16 protein-coding genes and 2 pseudogenes (1 of these 18 only partly in view) are annotated in these 15,708 nt (G+C 63.0%); 3 read left to right on the top strand and 15 right to left on the bottom strand.

Annotated elements, in window-relative coordinates; genetic code table 11:
* Both G7076_RS12060 and G7076_RS12055 read left to right on the top strand, forming a co-directional pair.
* Positions 1–152: the 3' portion of a hypothetical protein gene (locus G7076_RS12060; protein WP_166203173.1), read on the top strand. 58 nt of this gene lie to the left of the window's left edge; only the last 152 of its 210 coding nucleotides appear in the window; its start codon lies beyond the left edge, outside the window; the stop codon is at positions 150–152.
* On the top strand, positions 149–529 hold the full coding sequence (locus G7076_RS12055; RefSeq protein WP_166203171.1) for an acyl-CoA thioesterase: 381 nt from the start codon (positions 149–151) through the stop codon (positions 527–529). Before G7076_RS12060 ends, G7076_RS12055 begins: the two co-directional genes overlap by 4 nt.
* A gap of 64 nt (positions 530–593) precedes the next feature.
* On the opposite strand, the pseudogene G7076_RS12050 reads toward G7076_RS12055, so the two are convergent.
* The 7 genes and pseudogenes from G7076_RS12050 to aqpZ all read right to left on the bottom strand — a co-directional run bounded on the left by G7076_RS12050 (position 594) and on the right by aqpZ (position 8,046).
* Positions 594–1,648 (bottom strand): annotated as a pseudogene (locus tag G7076_RS12050) (porin).
* 412 nt (positions 1,649–2,060) lie between these two features.
* On the bottom strand, positions 2,061–3,095 hold the full coding sequence (locus tag G7076_RS12045; protein ID WP_166203169.1) for a substrate-binding domain-containing protein: 1,035 nt from the start codon (positions 3,093–3,095) through the stop codon (positions 2,061–2,063).
* Positions 3,096–3,251: 156 nt separating this feature from the next.
* Positions 3,252–3,854, bottom strand: a complete 603-nt coding sequence (locus G7076_RS12040) for a DUF4167 domain-containing protein (RefSeq protein ID WP_166203167.1) — start codon at positions 3,852–3,854, stop codon at positions 3,252–3,254.
* A gap of 261 nt (positions 3,855–4,115) precedes the next feature.
* A complete protein-coding gene (gene prmC / locus G7076_RS12035) occupies positions 4,116–4,940 on the bottom strand; it encodes a peptide chain release factor N(5)-glutamine methyltransferase (RefSeq protein ID WP_166203165.1) in 825 nt (274 codons plus the stop codon).
* A complete protein-coding gene (gene prfA, locus G7076_RS12030) occupies positions 4,937–6,016 on the bottom strand; it encodes a peptide chain release factor 1 (protein WP_166203163.1) in 1,080 nt (359 codons plus the stop codon). The genes prmC and prfA overlap by 4 nt, the downstream gene beginning before the upstream one ends.
* A complete protein-coding gene (hisS, locus tag G7076_RS12025; RefSeq protein WP_166203161.1) occupies positions 6,013–7,260 on the bottom strand; it encodes a histidine--tRNA ligase in 1,248 nt (415 codons plus the stop codon). The genes prfA and hisS overlap by 4 nt, the downstream gene beginning before the upstream one ends.
* A gap of 63 nt (positions 7,261–7,323) precedes the next feature.
* The gene (aqpZ, locus tag G7076_RS12020) at positions 7,324–8,046 is read right to left on the bottom strand and encodes an aquaporin Z (protein WP_166203660.1); all 723 of its coding nucleotides are present in this window, start codon (positions 8,044–8,046) and stop codon (positions 7,324–7,326) included.
* Positions 8,047–8,169: 123 nt separating this feature from the next.
* Here aqpZ and ppa point away from each other — a divergent pair, with 123 nt between their 5' ends.
* Positions 8,170–8,706 carry an inorganic diphosphatase gene (gene ppa / locus G7076_RS12015; protein ID WP_166203160.1) on the top strand — a complete coding sequence of 179 codons (537 nt, stop codon included), beginning with the start codon at positions 8,170–8,172 and terminating at the stop codon, positions 8,704–8,706.
* Here the strand turns inward: ppa and G7076_RS12010 are convergent.
* The 8 genes and pseudogenes from G7076_RS12010 to ispG form a co-directional block, all read right to left on the bottom strand.
* Entirely contained in the window at positions 8,703–10,913 is a 2,211-nt protein-coding gene (locus G7076_RS12010) for a TonB-dependent receptor (protein ID WP_166203158.1), read from the bottom strand. The genes ppa and G7076_RS12010 overlap by 4 nt on opposite strands.
* Positions 10,811–11,221, bottom strand: coding sequence for a hypothetical protein (locus tag G7076_RS12005; protein WP_166203156.1), 411 nt, complete (start codon positions 11,219–11,221; stop codon positions 10,811–10,813). Before G7076_RS12005 ends, G7076_RS12010 begins: the two co-directional genes overlap by 103 nt.
* An 88-nt stretch (positions 11,222–11,309) precedes the next feature.
* Positions 11,310–11,624, bottom strand: coding sequence for a multidrug efflux SMR transporter (locus G7076_RS12000; RefSeq protein WP_166203155.1), 315 nt, complete (start codon positions 11,622–11,624; stop codon positions 11,310–11,312).
* A gap of 4 nt (positions 11,625–11,628) precedes the next feature.
* Positions 11,629–12,531, bottom strand: a complete 903-nt coding sequence (locus G7076_RS11995) for a DMT family transporter (RefSeq protein WP_166203154.1) — start codon at positions 12,529–12,531, stop codon at positions 11,629–11,631.
* Between the two features lie 41 nt (positions 12,532–12,572).
* Positions 12,573–13,094 carry a TIGR02281 family clan AA aspartic protease gene (locus G7076_RS11990; RefSeq protein WP_166203153.1) on the bottom strand — a complete coding sequence of 174 codons (522 nt, stop codon included), beginning with the start codon at positions 13,092–13,094 and terminating at the stop codon, positions 12,573–12,575.
* Between the two features lie 35 nt (positions 13,095–13,129).
* Positions 13,130–13,477: a hypothetical protein gene (locus tag G7076_RS11985; protein WP_166203151.1), complete on the bottom strand. Its 348-nt coding sequence runs from the start codon at positions 13,475–13,477 to the stop codon at positions 13,130–13,132.
* Complete coding sequence (locus tag G7076_RS11980; RefSeq protein ID WP_166203149.1) at positions 13,438–14,532, bottom strand: NAD(P)-binding protein; 1,095 nt, start codon at positions 14,530–14,532, stop codon at positions 13,438–13,440. The genes G7076_RS11985 and G7076_RS11980 overlap by 40 nt, the downstream gene beginning before the upstream one ends.
* Positions 14,533–15,671: pseudogene (ispG, locus tag G7076_RS11975) on the bottom strand (flavodoxin-dependent (E)-4-hydroxy-3-methylbut-2-enyl-diphosphate synthase).
* Between the last annotated feature and the right edge of the window lie 37 nt (positions 15,672–15,708).

Raw genomic sequence — 15,708 nt, 5'->3', positions numbered from 1 at the left:
GCTGGCGGCCGCATATGGTGATTGCGACGGGACTAGGAGTTTTCCTCACCGTGATGCTGGCGGGGTCGCTGATGCTTTTGATCTTTTTCTCCTCGTCAACCGGTTACGATGACGAGGTGGCTCACTTCCAACCGGAGAATGACGACTCATGACCAAAGTGCGCGGTGAACCGATCCTTCGGGTCGTGCCAGGCCCGAGCGATATCAATGCGAACGGTCATATTTTCGGTGGCTGGGTACTCAGCCAGATGGATATCGCGGCCGGGATCGTCGCCTCTCGGCGGGCGAACGGTCCGGTCGCGACCGTGGCCATCGACAAGATGGAATTCATTCAGCCTATCCACCTGCGAGATGTGATTAGCGTCTACGCTGAGATCGAACGCGTCGGACGAACGTCGATCGCGATTCGGGTTGAAGTCGTCGCCACGCGCGACCGCGGCGCGACCCACGTCAAGGTTACCGAGGCCCTGTTCACGTTCGTCGCGCTCGACGCCCAGCATCGTCCTCGAGCGGTCGACACACCGGCATGAAGAAAAGGCCCCCGGCTTTCGCCGGAGGGCCTTTGCCACGCTTACTTTCCCGGGGGCGGACCGGTTAGAAGTCGACCTGTGCCCGCAGGCCTGCCATGTTCACCCCGTAATCCCGATCGCCGTCAGCGGCGATCGCAGCATTGTCATACAGAATGTGACCCAAGTTCAGACCGAACAGGATGTAGTCGCTCGGCTTCCAGTTGAGCGAGGCCTGGAAAGCATTTTGCGTTCCCCCGACGTAGCCTTCGTCTTCTAGGTCGAGGTAGTCCCAGCGGAAGTTAAGACCGAGCGCACCCCAGCCGCCATCGGAGAATGGCTTCTTGACCTTCACGCGGTCGAACTTACCGCCCTTGTAGCCGCGACTCTCACCGGTGAAGAAGTACCCCCCTCGATGTAGCTGCCGAAGAAGGTCGGCTCGTCGCCGAATGCGCGGTGTACCTTCTGCCAATAGGCTTCGCCTGCGAGGTGGAAGGGACCGAAGATCCCGGCCGCCTCGAGACCAAGTCCCGTCTCTTTCTCGACACTGGTGATGTTGCCGGTGTCTACAAAGCGGACGTCGGTCGTGTGAATCGCCGGGCGTTGGCGGTAACGAAGAACTTCGGCGGCATCGTTGAGCACGCGGTGGTGCGCCGAGGCGCCGAAGTGCAGCTGGTTCTTGCCAACCAACGGTGCGTAGACCACGCGCCCGTCGAAGCTGTAGCTGTTGTTGTCGTCACCCACGCTATTCAGGTCTGAGATGCTGTCCGTGAAAAGGCCCGCCTGAGCGAGGAAGTCATTCTTGGCGAATTGGGCCGAGATACCAACTCGGCGTTCGAAGCCGAATGCGTCTGTGAAGGAGGCTCGCTCAATGAAGCTGGAATGCAGCGAACTTGTCAGCTCGTCGAGCGACTGGAAATTGTTGTGCTGGCCCACCGTAATATCCCACGGACCAGTTTTGTAATTGAGAAATGCATCTGCGAATTCGACATCACCGGCCGCGAAGTCGAGCTCGAACTTGTAGCCGAAACCACCTGGTACCGTGCCCTCGACGCCAAGCCGGGCTCGGCGCACCTCGTTGGAGATTCCGAGGCCCTTGTTGCTGTAACCGTCCGGGCTCTGCACGTACCCGACGTCGTACATCAAGCGTCCACGCGGCTTAAACGACCAGCCCGCTTCCTTGTCCTCTAGAAGCGGCGCGCCTTTCCACGACGGTACCGTCTTGGCCTGGGCAGCCTTTACCGATTCAAGCGCTTCCTGGAGCGCCTCGACCTGCGCCTGCAGGAGCTCAATCTTGGCCTGCATGTCATCGACGGGCTGCGCCGCGGCGATTGCCGCATCGGCGGTCGAATCGGATGCGTCGGGTTCGGTCGGCTCGGTGGGCGCCGCAGAAGCAGGTTCCTGTGCGTTAGCGGGCGAAACCAACGTAAGGCTGCTTGCCCCGAGCAGCGCGGCCACGAAAATCTTACGTGTCATGGAAAAAGTCCCTTCTTCAGAGAATTATGCATGAGGGGCGCCAGCAGAAGCGGACGCCCCCGATGAATGTGAGTGTAGCCTATTTCAGGCTTGCGAGATTGAGCGGCGACAAGTTGCGCGCAGCCTGCTGGCTACGTGCCCTCACACCATTAGGCGCCGCGACAAGACCGAGCTGCCTCATGTAACCGTTCGGTCCCACTGCGCTCTCCTTGGTCATTTCCGCGACGAAGGCGCGAATTGCCGGTATCGCCCGGACATGCGCGTTCTTGACGTAGATGTAGAGCGGGCGCGCGCCCGGATACTTGAACGACGCGATGGTCTCGTACGTGGGCTGAACGCCGTTGATCGCGATGCCCTTCAGTTTCGACGTATTTTCCTCGAGAAAGCTGTAGCCAAAGAAGCCGAGCGTGTTCGGGTTCGCGGCAAGCTTCTGGACAATGAGATTGTCATTTTCGCCCGCTTCGACGAAGGCACCGTCTTCGCGAAGCCCCTGGCATACCGCCTTGTATTTCGCTTCGTTCGCTTTCTTGAGCGCGACCATCGACGCATTGGTCTCGCAGCCTGCCGACATGATCAACTCGTTTAGCGAATCGCGGGTGCCGCTTGTCGGCGGCGGGCCGTAAACCCGAATCGGGATAGCAGGCAGCTTGCTGTTCACGTCCTTCCACGTGCGGGCCTTTTGCGTCTTTCCGAAGGGCGACTTGGCGAGAGCCAGATAAATTTCCCGCTGGGTGAGGCCGGAGAGCCCGGTCGACCGGGCAGTCGCAAGGGCCAGTCCATCGACGCCGATTTGGATTTCGGTCACTTGCGCAACGCCATTCGAGGCGCACGCCTTGGCCTCCGAAGCCTTCATTCGCCGCGAAGCGTTGGAAATGTCGGGAAAGCGCTCGCCTACACCGGCACAGAAAAGCTTAAATCCGGCGCCGGTGCCCGTCGATTCGATAACCGGGGCTCCCAGCTTCGGGTTGGCGCGGGCGATACGCTCGGCCGCCGCCTTTGCGAATGGATAGACAGTCGACGATCCAACGGCGCGCATTTGCGAGCGGGCATCGGCCACTGCCGGAATGGAAGTCAGCGCCACGGCCGTGGCGGCGAGAAGCTTAAAGCGAGTCATGATCCTGTCCCCTATGCGGCCTCCCCGGCCGCCGACATGTATGGGACTAGGCGTGCGCGGTGACCGCTCGGTGACATGTTCGTTACGGTTCGGTGACAGGCGACAAAAAGGCGGGCCCGAACCGAACCCGCCTTTCTTGACTCAATTCTGACTGATTTACGCCACGGCACCTTCGCCGTCGTCGACGCTCTTGGCTCGCCGCGTACGACGAACCGGACGGGCCGGCGGCGTCTCGTCTTCTTCCGACAATTCGTCATTCTCGTCGCGAGCAATGGCCGGCGGCAGGGCATCGAACGGCATGCGATGATCGTCGTCATCGGCCGTTGCGGGAGTCCGACCGTTGCCGCGCGGCTGGCGTTCGGTTCGCTCGCTTCGCTCGGGCCGTTCGTCACGATCGCGGGCGCGGCGGCGCGGCTGACGGTCCTCGTTCTCGACGCCGCTTTCCGCTTCCGACTCGATCAGCTCATCGCCATCGTCGTCGGAATCGTCGTCACCGCGTTGTCGGCGCTGCTCTTCGAAGCGCACCCTGCTCTCGCTCAGGACACGGAAATAGTGATCCGCAAACTGCAGGAAATATTCGGTCTGGACGCGGTCGCCGGCTAGCTGCGCGTCGCGTGCCATATTCTTGTATTTTTCAAGAAGCTGCGCAGCATTGCCGCGCTGCCGGTTATCGCGAGCATTGCCGCTATTGCCCGGCATGCCTTGGGGACGCTGACCTCCGCGGCCACGACGGCGGCCGCTCTGACGATTATTGATCAAATGCTGTATCCCTGTCGCACCAGCGCCGTACCAGCGGCGCCCTGTCTGTCCTGTCCCTTCAATGGAAAGGCTTTATTTTCCCGTGGAAAGTCCGGACCTTCGAAGGGCCGGCATTTCGTTGCTGGGTGTGCCGCTATCGGCCCGTTCCGCAGCAAGTTTTCATCGGAAAAAGCAGGCGGGAGCGCGTCAATTGCATTGAATGCGGCCCCGTCGCTGCCCCCTGATGTAGGCCCGGCTGCAGCAAATTCCAAGCCTTTTGTTTCAGGACTGGACCACCAGCGCGCGTGGCCGGCCGCCCATGTCATGCAACAGCATGGGCTTCAGTCCCTCTGCTTCAAGCAAGGACGTCACCGCTTCGGCTTGGTCGTGCCCGATTTCGATTGCGGCCATTCCGCCGGGCGCCAGCAGCCGGGCAATCTCTGGGGCTAGGCGGCGATATTCATCGAGACCTTCCGGGCCTGCGAACAATGCTTCGCTCGGCTCATATTCCGCGACGCCCGTACCAAGCTCGGCGTCTTCCGCGACATAGGGCGGGTTTATCAGCACCAGGTCGAAGCGCTCCGTAATTCCCTTCGCCCAATCCCCTTTGCGGAACATCGCGCGCTGCCCAAGGCCAAGGCGCCTGGCGTTGGCTCGTGCATATTCAAGCGCTTGTTCGGAAGCATCGACGCCGATCCCCGTAGCTCGCGGCCACTGGTCGAGCGCCGCGAGCAACAAGGTTCCTGGACCGGTGCCGAGATCGAGGATCCGCGACGGCTCGGGGCCGCGCTCAAAATGATCAAGCGCCGCGGCGATCAGCGTCTCGCTGTCCGGCCTTGGAACGAGCACGCCCGGACCGACCTCAAGCTCGATGTTCCAGAACCCGCGCTTGCCAGTGATGTAGGCAACCGGCTCTCCGGCTCTTCGCCGCTCGAGAAATCCTGCGAAGGCCGCAGGCTCCGTGACAGGCGGCGGATTGAGAAGCAGCGCGTCGCGCTCGATCCCCAACGCATGGGCCAGCAACAGTTCCGAATCCAGGCGCGGCGTATCACTCACGCCCTTCAACCGCTCTGCAGCCCGCGCCAATGCGCGCGAAAGTGCAGTCACGCCTCTTCCAGACTCGCCAGGCGCGCCGCCTCATCTTCGGCGATCAGCGCATCGGTCAGCTCGAGCAGGCCCGGCCCGGCCAAAATCTCATCAAGCTTGTGAAGCGTGAGATTGATGCGATGGTCCGTCACCCGGCCCTGCGGGAAATTGTAGGTCCGGATCCGCTCCGACCGGTCACCCGACCCTACCATCGATTTGCGCGCTCCGGCACGCTCGTTCGCCAGCCGCTCGCGCTCAAGCTCGAACAAGCGCGTACGAAGCACCTTTAGCGCCTTGGCCTTGTTTTTGTGCTGGCTCTTTTCGTCCTGCTGGATGACGACGAGACCGGTCGGCAAGTGGGTGATCCGGACCGCGCTGTCCGTCGTATTGACCGATTGACCGCCAGGCCCGGACGAGCGGTAGACGTCGATCCTAAGATCCTTGTCGTCGATCTGGACGTCGACTTCCTCTGCTTCGGGAAGCACGGCTACGGTCGCCGCGGACGTATGGATCCGACCGCCGCTCTCCGTTGCCGGAACGCGCTGAACGCGGTGAACGCCGCTCTCGAACTTCAGGCGCGCGAATACGCCGCTTCCGCTGATCGAGGCGACCGCTTCCTTGTACCCACCGACGTCGGAGGCGGAGGCGCTGATCATCTCGAAGCGCCAGCCCTGCTCTTCGGCGAAGCGCTGGTACATGCGCATGAGGTCGCCCGCGAACAGCGCCGCCTCGTCGCCACCCGTGCCTGCGCGAACCTCCAGCATCGCCGCGCGCTCATCGGCCGAATCCTTCGGCAACAGCTGAAGCGCAAGCGTCCGCTCGGCTTCCGGCAACTGGCTCTCGATCGCCGACAATTCCTCTTCTGCCATCGCCCGCATGTCAGCATCGGCGTCCCGGGTCATCTCGTTCAGGCTGTCGCGCTCCGCCCGCAGACGGCGCACTTCGCGAGCTGCCGCGGCGACCGGCTCGACCTGTGCATATTCCTTCGACAGGCGCACGAATTCGTCGGGCGCGAGGTTGGGCGCGGCCATCGCCGCCGCGAGCTCGTGCCGCTTCGCCTCGATGGACGCGATCTTGTCCGACGAAATCGACTTCACGAGCGAAGCGCCTCCGCCACGGAATCGAACGCAATGGCCCGCTGCTCTCCACTTTCCAGATTCTTCAGTTGCGCCAATCCGCTTGCGACTTCGTCGTCGCCAAGGATGACAGCGAACCGGGCGCCCGACGCATTGGCACGCTGCAGCCGCTTTTTCATATTTCCGCGATACGCCATGTCGGCCGCGATCCCGGCGCCACGCAAATCCGAAAGCAATCGCCCGGCCAGTTGCTCTGCCGCGTCGCCGAGCGGCACGAGCACTGCCTCGATCTGTTCCACCTCCGGTTCCTCGATCATCATCGCCAGCCGCTCGATTCCCGCTGCCCAGCCAATTGCCGGCGTATGCGGACCGCCAAGCGCTTCGACCAACCCGTCATAGCGTCCGCCGCCAAGCAGCTGCGACTGGGCGCCCAATTCTTGAGTGACGAACTCGAACGCGGTGTGCCGATAATAATCGAGGCCGCGCACCAGCCGAGGTTCACGAACCCAGGCGATACCAGCCGAATCCAGGCCCTTGGTCACCGCTTCGAAGAAGGCGCCTGCCTCGCTTGTCAAGAATTCGTCGATCCCCGGCGCGCTGTCGGCGATCGGCCAGTCTTGATGCGCCTTGGAATCGAGAATCCTGAGCGGATTACGATCAAGCCTCGAACGGCTGTCCTCGCTCAATTCCTTCTGATGCTTCGAGAAGTGCGCGTGCAGCGCGTCGCGCCATTTCTGGCGGGTTTCGGGATCGCCCAATGTGTTCAACCGCAGCGTCGACCGTTCGGCCAGTCCAAGCTCGCCCAGCAATTGCGCGGCAAAGGCGATCGCCTCGACGTCAGCCTGCGGTTCGGCCGCGCCGATGATCTCGGCGTCAAGTTGGTGAAACTGGCGAAAACGCCCCTTTTGTGGCCGCTCGTAGCGAAATGCGGGGCCGTGTGTCGCCACCTTGAGCGGCGCATATTGCTGCCACCCTTCCGAAAGATAGGCGCGGGCAATACCAGCCGTGAACTCCGGCCGCATCGTCACCGAATCGCCGCCCTTGTCGTCGAAGCTGTACATCTCCTTTGAGACGACATCGGTCGTCTCGCCCAGCGACCGCGCGAAGACCGCGGTCGGTTCCAGCACGGGCACCTCGACCCGCTTGAAGCCGAACAGGCGGCGAACCCGGTCGAACGCGGCGACAACCGCAGCCATGCGGTCGGCCTCTGCGCCAAGCAGGCTTTGCATGCCGCGGACCGGCTGCGGAGTTTCTGTCTTCGCCATTGCTTGGGCGCGATAGCGGCAACCCGGGGTTTCGCCAACTACCCGCCTTGGACGGCCGTTCGGTTAGGATTTGCCCTCGATATCTGGCTTCAGCGCGACTTCCGGCGACAGTGACCGATAGAGCCTTCCGCCAAGTACCGCGCCCACGATCGGCGCAAGCCAGAATATCCACAACTGGTGCAGCGCAAGGCCGCCGACGATCAGCGCAGGTCCCGTGCTCCGCGCCGGATTGACCGACGTGTTTGTGACCGGGATCGAGATGAGATGGATGAGCGTCAGCGACAGGCCGATGGCCAATGGCGCAAATCCCGCCGGCGCGCTGCTGTGTGTCGAACCCATGATTACCAACAGGAAGAACAGGGTCATGACGACCTCGGTGACGATGCCGGATACCAATGAGTAACCGCCCGGCGAATGGTCGCCGACGCCGTTGATGGCCAAGCCATTGGGCTCAAGCACGTAGCCGGGCTGTCCACTGGCGATGACATAAAGCGTATAAGCCGCCGCGATCGCACCGAGCACCTGCGCAATGACGTAAACAGGGATGTCCTTGCCGTCGAAGCGCCCGCCGGCCCACAAGCCGATGGTCACCGCCGGGTTGAGATGGCAGCCGGAAATATGGCCGATCGAGTAAGCCATGGTCACGACCGTAAGGCCGAATGCCAGGGACACGCCGAGCAATCCGATGCCGACATCCGGAAAACCCGCCGCAAGCACCGCGCTTCCGCAGCCGCCGAGCACCAGCCAGAACGTGCCGATGAACTCCGCTACAGCCTTGTTGGTCATGCTGGCCATGATTGCCCCCTCGTTCGAAACACGACTGGGGTGACTCATCAGGAGCCGATTGCCTACTGGGGCTAACCCCGAGGGGTGGTTTTCGCTTGGCCGCATCGCTAGAGGCGCGGCATCATGAACATCGACCTGATTCCCGCCGGCCCCGACGTGCCGAACACCGTCAACGTGCTCATCGAAGTCCCGATCGGGGGCGAGCCCGTCAAATATGAATTCGACAAGAAAAGCGGGGCGATGGTCGTCGACCGGATCCTCCACACTCCGATGCGCTACCCGGCCAATTACGGTTTCATTCCGCAAACCCTGTGCCTCGACGGCGATCCGCTCGACTGCCTTGTAATGACACGCTGGACGCTCCAGCCGGGCGTCATCATTGCGGTTCGACCGGTAGGCGTCCTTTATCTGGAGGATGAGGCTGGCGGCGATGAAAAGGTTCTCGCCGTGCCGGTCACCCGCGTGTCGCCCTATTACAAAGACGTCGCCAATTACACTGACCTGCCGCCGATCGTGGTCGAACAGATCGAGCACTTCTTCACCCACTATAAAGACCTCGAAGCCGAAAAGTGGGTTCGGGTCGGAACCTGGGGTGATGCGGAGGCGGCGAGGCGCGTTGTCGAGGAATCGATCGCCCGCGCGAGCGCTGTTCCGGCCTAGCGGGCTCTGCCAGGTGGACGCTGGAAGCGGCGCGGAAGGAACAGCTTTCTGAAGCTGATCGACACCGTCCGGCCAATCGGCTCAAGCAGATCCTCCTGATAGGCGAAGGGCACGACCCCGTCTCTGTTGCGCACCTGCGGCCTGGCGTTGAAAATATTCTTCACCTCGAACCGAACCGAGCTTCCAAAGAGGAACGGATTCCTGGCAACAAGGTCGAAGCGTTCGCCAAGGTTGGCGAACAGGCGCAGGTCGAAGGTCGCGTATTGGTCGAACTTGAGGTCCGGCCCCGTCAGGCTGTCGACACGGGTCGCGCTACGCCAGTCGGCCATTAGCCGCACGCCAAGCCCGTTGTTGTAATAGCCGCTTTCCGACTCGACGACGTGGCGCGGCCGCCCGCCCGTAGAACTCACTGCTTCACCATCGAGATAGTTCAGCTTGGGAAGGCCAGAGGCGATCTGCAGCTCGTCCTTCAACGCAATCGTGTGGTTGAGCGAGAACGTCAGCCGTCCGCCGTTGCGGCCGCCGAAATAGCCACCGCCGCGCCCACCACGTCCGCCGCCCCGGAATTCTCCACCTTCCCGAGGTGGCCCGCCTTCGGCATTCGGCGTTCTCTCTCCAACGGCGGGCCGAGGCGCCTGGCTTGGCGAAGGTGCCGTTCCTTGTGGGGCCTCCGCTTCGCCGGCGTCTTGCCGGGTGTCGCCAGCGCTCCGCGTTCGAACCGAGGCGCCAAACCGCTGGCGAAGCGCCTCGATCTGCTCGCGAGTCGGGGTCGCGGACTTCAGGGATTTGCTGAAATTGAGGCCCCAGCGGATGGTGTCGCGTTGCGACCGGTCGCCATTCACCGGACGTGTGTCCACAGCAACTAGGTTGAACGCGGCATCGCGCTTGAAGCGTTCCGGGAAGGCAGCTTCCAGCGCGGGAGTCGCCGCCGGGAAGCCGACCTGGGGATTATCGATGGTCTGGCTGACATATTCCGCGCGAAGGCGAAGGTCAGGTTCCTGAAGCACCTGCCAGTTGGCACCCAGCTTCCACACGCTTCGGCGATCGGAGTCGAGAGCCGGGTTGCCGCCGGTGAGCGTCGTGACCTCCACCGTTTCGCCGCGAACCGCATCGAAATAGGGGACGTCATCGGTCTCGACGAGCGGGTTACCGAGTTCCTGAAGCGTCGGCGCGCCCTCCTCGCGGGTGAAGCTGGTAATGACGTTGAGGCGCGTGGTTGGCGACCAGGCGAGACCGCCGCCGAAGCTGGTCAGGGTTCCGAAGTCGCTAAGCTCGGCGAACCTTAGATTGGCATTGGCGCTGAGGCGGCCGATGGCGCTGTCCGTTGCGGCAAGCGGAAGATCGACATTGGCCGAGCCTTCTCCGATCGTCCGGCCGAGATCGGCTTGCGTGAAAATGTCGCGCCGGCGCGACTCGCTGTCGAAGTCGAGCCGCGACAGGCCACTCTTGAACGTCGCGGTCGCCTCGCCGGCAGCGAGCTTGAACAATGGCCCATTGGCCGTCGCGTCGAGCACCAAGTTGGTTCGGGTCGAGTTGCTTTTGTCGTCGGTCAGGGCAGTGACGACGCTGCGTTCGGAATCGCTCTCCGAACGCTCATATTCGCCATTGCCGGAAACGCTCAGTCGCCAGTTGCCCCGGGTCGCATTGTAGATCGTCCCAAGTCCAAGCGAGGTCGTGTCGGTATCACGGGTCAGAACATCACTCGTATCGAAGTCGGCGAGCCCGAAGCGGGAACGGCCGTGGCTTCGCGCAGCCTCGCCGGTGACGGTTAGCGCGCCGCCTTCTCCAACCGGCCGATTATGAACCCCGGTAACGCGGGCCGACTGTGCGGCGCTGACCAAAGTCCGGGCGGAGCGCTCGTCGACGCTGCTTTCCGAATTGGGAGCGATGTCGCGCTCGGCCTCGTAAAGCGGATTGTTGCCGTCGATCCGAACGTTGATCGAGGTGCGCTTGCCGTCGCGGATCGTCAGGCGCGTCCCATCGGCGAACCCGCCAGCATATCCGCCTTCGGTCGCCGCGGAGCCGCGAAGCTCGGCCGACGTGGAATTGAAGCGGGGACGAAGCACGATGTTCACCACCCTCTGGTCGGCGGTGTAGCCGTATTTCAGCGCCACTTCCTCAGGCAGGATTTCCATCCGCTGGATGGCTTCGGGCGGAAGGTCGCGAAGCTCGCGGAAGCCGGAGATGCGCTGGCCGTTGAGCAGCAATACCGGCCGCCCACTGGTCCGCCCCGAGCGCTGCCCGTCTGGCTTTCGACCGCTTCCAGGAGCTCGGAAATGCTGGTTGCCCCGGTCGCGCGGATATCGCGGGAGTCGAGCACATTCTCCGGCGGGATGTCACCGACAACCTGGCCTGGAAGCCGCTGGCCGACGACGACGATTGCGTCGTCATCTGCCAAGGGGTCTTCCGGCGCGGCCTGGGTCTGCGCCTCGGCGGATGGTGACGGCGGTGTCTCCTGGGCCAGCAACGGGGATGGTGCGGCACCGGCAAGCAAAGCAACAAACAGGTTCTTCATTGCCGCGTCCTTTGGGGGTGAAAGCTGAACGCGCCCTGTCGGAGGGCGGTCCCTTTCGACCAACGAGCCGCTGTGAGCTACGAACGATTCAGGAAATCAGGCGCAAGCCGGCGATTGCCGCTACAATGACCAGGATGAGAAGCGCCCGGACGAGCCCTGCCGGCTCGCCGAAGAATGCGATCCCGACCAGCACTGTGCCCACTGCGCCAATCCCGCCCCAAACGGCGTAGGCCGTGCCCATCGGGATCGTGCGCGCGGCATACTCAAGAAGCGCCATGCTGATCGTCACCGAGACGAGGAAGGCGAGCGTCCATGACCAATTGCGAAATCCGTCGACGAACCGCAGCGATGTGGTGAAGCCGACTTCGAACAGCCCGCCCAGTATCAGCCAGAACCACGCCATGTCCTTACCCCTGACTTTCCAGCGTCGGATGTTCGATCTTGCGGGTCTTCGCGGCCAACAGGCAACCGGCGATGATCAATGTCGCGCCGGCAACGGTGAATAGCGAGGGCACTTCCGCGAACACCAGCCAGCCCAGCACGGCAGCATAGAGGAAACCGCTATACTCGGTCGCCGACAGGTAGGCTGCCCCGGCGCGGGCATAGGCCCAGGCGAGCAGCAGCATCCCGGCAATCGCCAATAACGTCGCGAGAAGCAGGCCGCCCTCCGCCCCTTGCGGATAATCGGGAATGCCGACGGCCAGCGCCGCGAGCCAGAAGCCGACTCCGCCGACCAGGAACTGGAAGAAGGCGATTTCCAGCGGCCGGGCGTTCTGCGCCTGCCTGCGCATGACGACGATGTTGACGGCGTAGCAGATCGCCGAGCCGAGGATGGCAATCGATCCCCACAACGCCTCGTCTCCAAGGTCGGCGCGGCCTTGACCGATGAAGATCAGCACCACACCGGCGAAGGCAAGCAGCGATCCGCCGGTCATGCGTTTTCCGACCGGCTCGTCAAGGAATAGCGCCGCCAGCACCAGCGCAATCAGCGGCGCGACGAAGGTCAGCGCGATCGCCTGTGCCATCGGCACCAGCGCCAGGCCCCAGAAGAACAGGAAGCTCATCGGTATCATCAGCGTTCCGCGCAGCAGGTGGAGCTTCATCGCCCGCGCCGTCGGCCATCGCTTCCGCGTCGCAAAATAGATAGGTGCGACCAGCAGCGTCGCGGCCACCGAGCGCCAGCACATTGTCGCGAACGCCCCAAGGTCCTGCGCCAGCCCCTTCATCACGGCATCCATCGTCGACAGTGCGCCTATCGCGAGCAAAGCGGCCGCAAAGGCGAGATAGGGCTGCTGGCGAACGTTATTCATGGGTCTCGCCGCCATAGCCGGAGGAGCGACAAAGGAAAGCGTTAGCGAATGATCATCCGGTCGCCGCTGATCTCGATATGGCCCATCCGCGAAAGGAAGGACTGGCCGAGCAACGAAACCTCGGAGCCCTTGAGCACCGCCCCGGACACCTGCTCGACTCTTTTCCCTTCGAGCGAAACGCTATCGAGGGTGACGAACTGCCCGTAGACCGCGCCCGAAGCGCCGGAGCCGACGACCCGGTAATTGGCCGGGTCGAGCACGATCCCGAGGCGGCGCGCATCGCTCTCGGTCAGAGCTACTGCCGTCGCGCCGGTATCGATGAGGAAATCGACGCTCTGCCCGTTCACCTGGGCCCGCGCAAAAAAATGACCATTGTCCTGCCGCTGGAGCGTGGTCCACGGGCCGTTAGCAATTGGCGCCGAAGCGGCTGGTTGTGCCGGCGCGGCGACGGAGATCGTCCGAACAGGCCGTGCCTCCGGCAACTTTTGCGACGACGGGCCTGGCAGCAGCAACCCGGCTGCGAGACCGACAGCGATGACGATGGCATAGAGGCGCAGCATCATGGCAAAGGATTTAGGCAGCCGGCGTAAAGGAATGATTATCCTGCGGCCTGCACCAGCCGCATCAGGTTGGCGAAAGCGGCCGGTCCTTGCGCGCGCATTCGCCTGAGCAAATCGCGCCGCTGCACATCGTCAGTGGCAATGCCGGCGATCATCCCGGAAAATCCATCAAGCCGCGAAGCCTGAATCCATTCACGAATGGCTGACTCCTCGCTCCACGCTTTCTGGTTCATCATGCCAACCAGGCTCGCCGCGGGATAGTCGCCGATTTGGTCTGGCAGCGGAATCGGCCTGGCGAGCGCGTTCTTTTTCTCGTCATCGTCGTACCGCGCCTCGATAAAGGCGGTCAGCGCCGCACTGAACGCCGGCTGCGGGATCCGGACCATCTGCAGGGTGATCCGGTCGTGCTGCCATAAGGGCACAGGCGGATTGCGGGTGATGGCAGGCGCGGTGCAGTCGACGAACAAGGCATCTGCGGGGACCCCCGCTCGCCTGCCTCGAACACCAACCGGCCCGGCTCGATCCGCTTAACATGCCCGTCGCGAATTACCGTTTCCACTGTGGCCAGCAGGTCGACCTCGGCGCGCGAGCTCGTCGCGTAATGAAACATGGTTGGCCGCGTGTGCCGATCGATCCGTAGCACGTAGTTGGCCGCTTCCAGTTTTTCGAACAACTCGTCGACATCGCTGGCCTCGGCCCAGGCCGTCATCAGCGCCAACTGGCCGCCGATCGAGTCTTCAAAGTTGGCGAGGCCGGGCTGAAGCTTTGCGCGATTTAGCAGCCATGCGTCGCGAGGCCGCACCCAATGAATGGCCTGTTGCATAACGCCAGCCTGGAGCAGCCAGGCGACGGTATCCATTCCCGTCTTTCCCGCGCCGAGAATGACGAATGCCGATGGCACGTCGTCGCGCTCCTTCCACAAAGCCGGGAGCACGTTTGGCGGGACTAGCCGGGCGTCGCCAACAACCTCGAACTTCGGACGGTGCGTGGAGGGCACGGTCGTCCCGTAATACGTGGAATCGACGAGCTTGCGGTACGCGACCTCACGCTCCTCGCCGCCCAAGATGCTGCGCAGCCGGCCATCGCCCACCCATTCGGTCAGGGGCAAATAGCGCACACGTCCGCTGGGCAGCAGATGTCGTTCCATAAACGTTTCGAAATAGGCGGAAACCTGCGCGCCGCTGGCGAGGTGCAGCATGCCCTGATTGAGCCCGATTTGATCTACTGTACCGTCGCTCAGTTCGAGCGAGTTAACGCCATAGAAAGCTGAGGGCTGATGAAGGCGGACGAAGCCGTAGGCATCGTTCCAGTGCCCGCCCGGCTTGGCATGGCGGTCGGCGATGATGATGTCCGCATCGGTCTGGTCGAGAAGTGTATCGGCGAAGGCGAGCCCCGAGCATCCGCTGCCGATGATGAGATAGTTGGTGTCGAGCCGTTCCACCTATTCGGCGGCAACGGCAGGGTCGGCATGACCGGCGTCGCTCATTCCGGCTTCAATCTCCGCGGCCTTGGCCTCGACCAGCTTCACGATATGCTCGATCATGTCGGCATCGGCGACGTGATGATCGGTCACGCCGGACAGGTAGACCATGTGCTTGCCCTGGCCGCCGCCAGTGATGCCGATATCAGTCTCGCGCGCTTCGCCCGGGCCGTTGACGACGCAGCCCAGCACCGAAAGGCTCATCGGCGTCCGAATGTGCTGCAGCCGCTCTTCAAGCGTCTGAACGGTGCGAATGACGTCGAACCCCTGGCGTGCGCAGCTCGGGCAGGAGACAACGCGAACCCCGCGATTGCGAATGCCGAGGCTTTTCAGAATCTCGTAGCCGACCCGCACCTCCTCTTCCGGCTCGGCCGAAAGGGAAACGCGAATCGTGTCGCCGATCCCGAACCACAAGAGGGAGCCGATGCCGATCGCCGACTTGACCGTCCCGCTGATCAGGCCGCCGGCCTCGGTGATGCCAAGGTGCAAGGGACAATCGACAGCGTCGGCAAGCTGCTGGTAGGCGGCGACCGCGAGGAACAGGTCGCTGGCTTTGACGGCCACCTTATATTCGCGGAAGTCGTGGTCCTCGAGGATCCGGATATGATCGAGCGCGCTCTCGACCAAAGCCTCGGGGCAGGGCTCGCCGTATTTTTCGAGCAGGTCCTTCTCGAGGCTCCCCGCATTTACCCCGATGCGGATCGCGCAACCGTTGGCCTTCGCGGCATTGACCACTTCGCGAACGCGCTCGGCCGAGCCGATGTTACCGGGATTGATCCTGAGGCAGGCGGCGCCGGCATCCGCGGCTTCGAGCGCCCGCTTGTAGTGAAAATGAATGTCGGCGACGATCGGAACGCGCGCAGCGCGAACAATCTGCTTGAGAGCAGCCGTGCTCTCTGCATCCGGGCACGACACGCGGATGATGTCGACCCCGGCTTCCTCGCAGCGGCGGATCTGGTCGATCGTCGCTCGGGCGTCCGATGTCGGAGTATTGGTCATGGTCTGGACAGTGACGGGCGCGTCTCCGCCAACGGCGACGTTGCCGACCATGATCTGGCGGGAGGGCGGCGCGTGATGTCGCGCCAGGGTCGAACCGACATTTCCGTCATATAGTCCAGGGTACCGAAAGCGCCAAGG

The sequence above is a fragment of the Sphingomonas sp. HDW15A genome, from assembly GCF_011301715.1.
In the GTDB taxonomy this organism is placed as follows: Bacteria; Pseudomonadota; Alphaproteobacteria; order Sphingomonadales; family Sphingomonadaceae; genus Sphingomicrobium.
This window is presented reverse-complemented; position numbering and strand designations above follow the sequence as displayed.

What these genes read in the sequence shown, in the direction of transcription:
- G7076_RS12005 (WP_166203156.1), bottom strand. Translation starts at nt 11,221, where the DNA reads ATGAAGAACCTGTTTGTTGCTTTGCTTGCCGGTGCCGCACCATCCCCG.
- ppa (WP_166203160.1), top strand. Translation starts at nt 8,170, where the DNA reads ATGAACATCGACCTGATTCCCGCCGGCCCCGACGTGCCGAACACCGTC.
- G7076_RS12045 (WP_166203169.1), bottom strand. Translation starts at nt 3,095, where the DNA reads ATGACTCGCTTTAAGCTTCTCGCCGCCACGGCCGTGGCGCTGACTTCC.
- G7076_RS11990 (WP_166203153.1), bottom strand. Translation starts at nt 13,094, where the DNA reads ATGATGCTGCGCCTCTATGCCATCGTCATCGCTGTCGGTCTCGCAGCC.
- G7076_RS12055 (WP_166203171.1), top strand. Translation starts at nt 149, where the DNA reads ATGACCAAAGTGCGCGGTGAACCGATCCTTCGGGTCGTGCCAGGCCCG.
- hisS (WP_166203161.1), bottom strand. Translation starts at nt 7,260, where the DNA reads ATGGCGAAGACAGAAACTCCGCAGCCGGTCCGCGGCATGCAAAGCCTG.
- G7076_RS11995 (WP_166203154.1), bottom strand. Translation starts at nt 12,531, where the DNA reads ATGAATAACGTTCGCCAGCAGCCCTATCTCGCCTTTGCGGCCGCTTTG.
- G7076_RS12000 (WP_166203155.1), bottom strand. Translation starts at nt 11,624, where the DNA reads ATGGCGTGGTTCTGGCTGATACTGGGCGGGCTGTTCGAAGTCGGCTTC.
- G7076_RS11985 (WP_166203151.1), bottom strand. Translation starts at nt 13,477, where the DNA reads ATGGTCCGGATCCCGCAGCCGGCGTTCAGTGCGGCGCTGACCGCCTTT.
- aqpZ (WP_166203660.1), bottom strand. Translation starts at nt 8,046, where the DNA reads ATGACCAACAAGGCTGTAGCGGAGTTCATCGGCACGTTCTGGCTGGTG.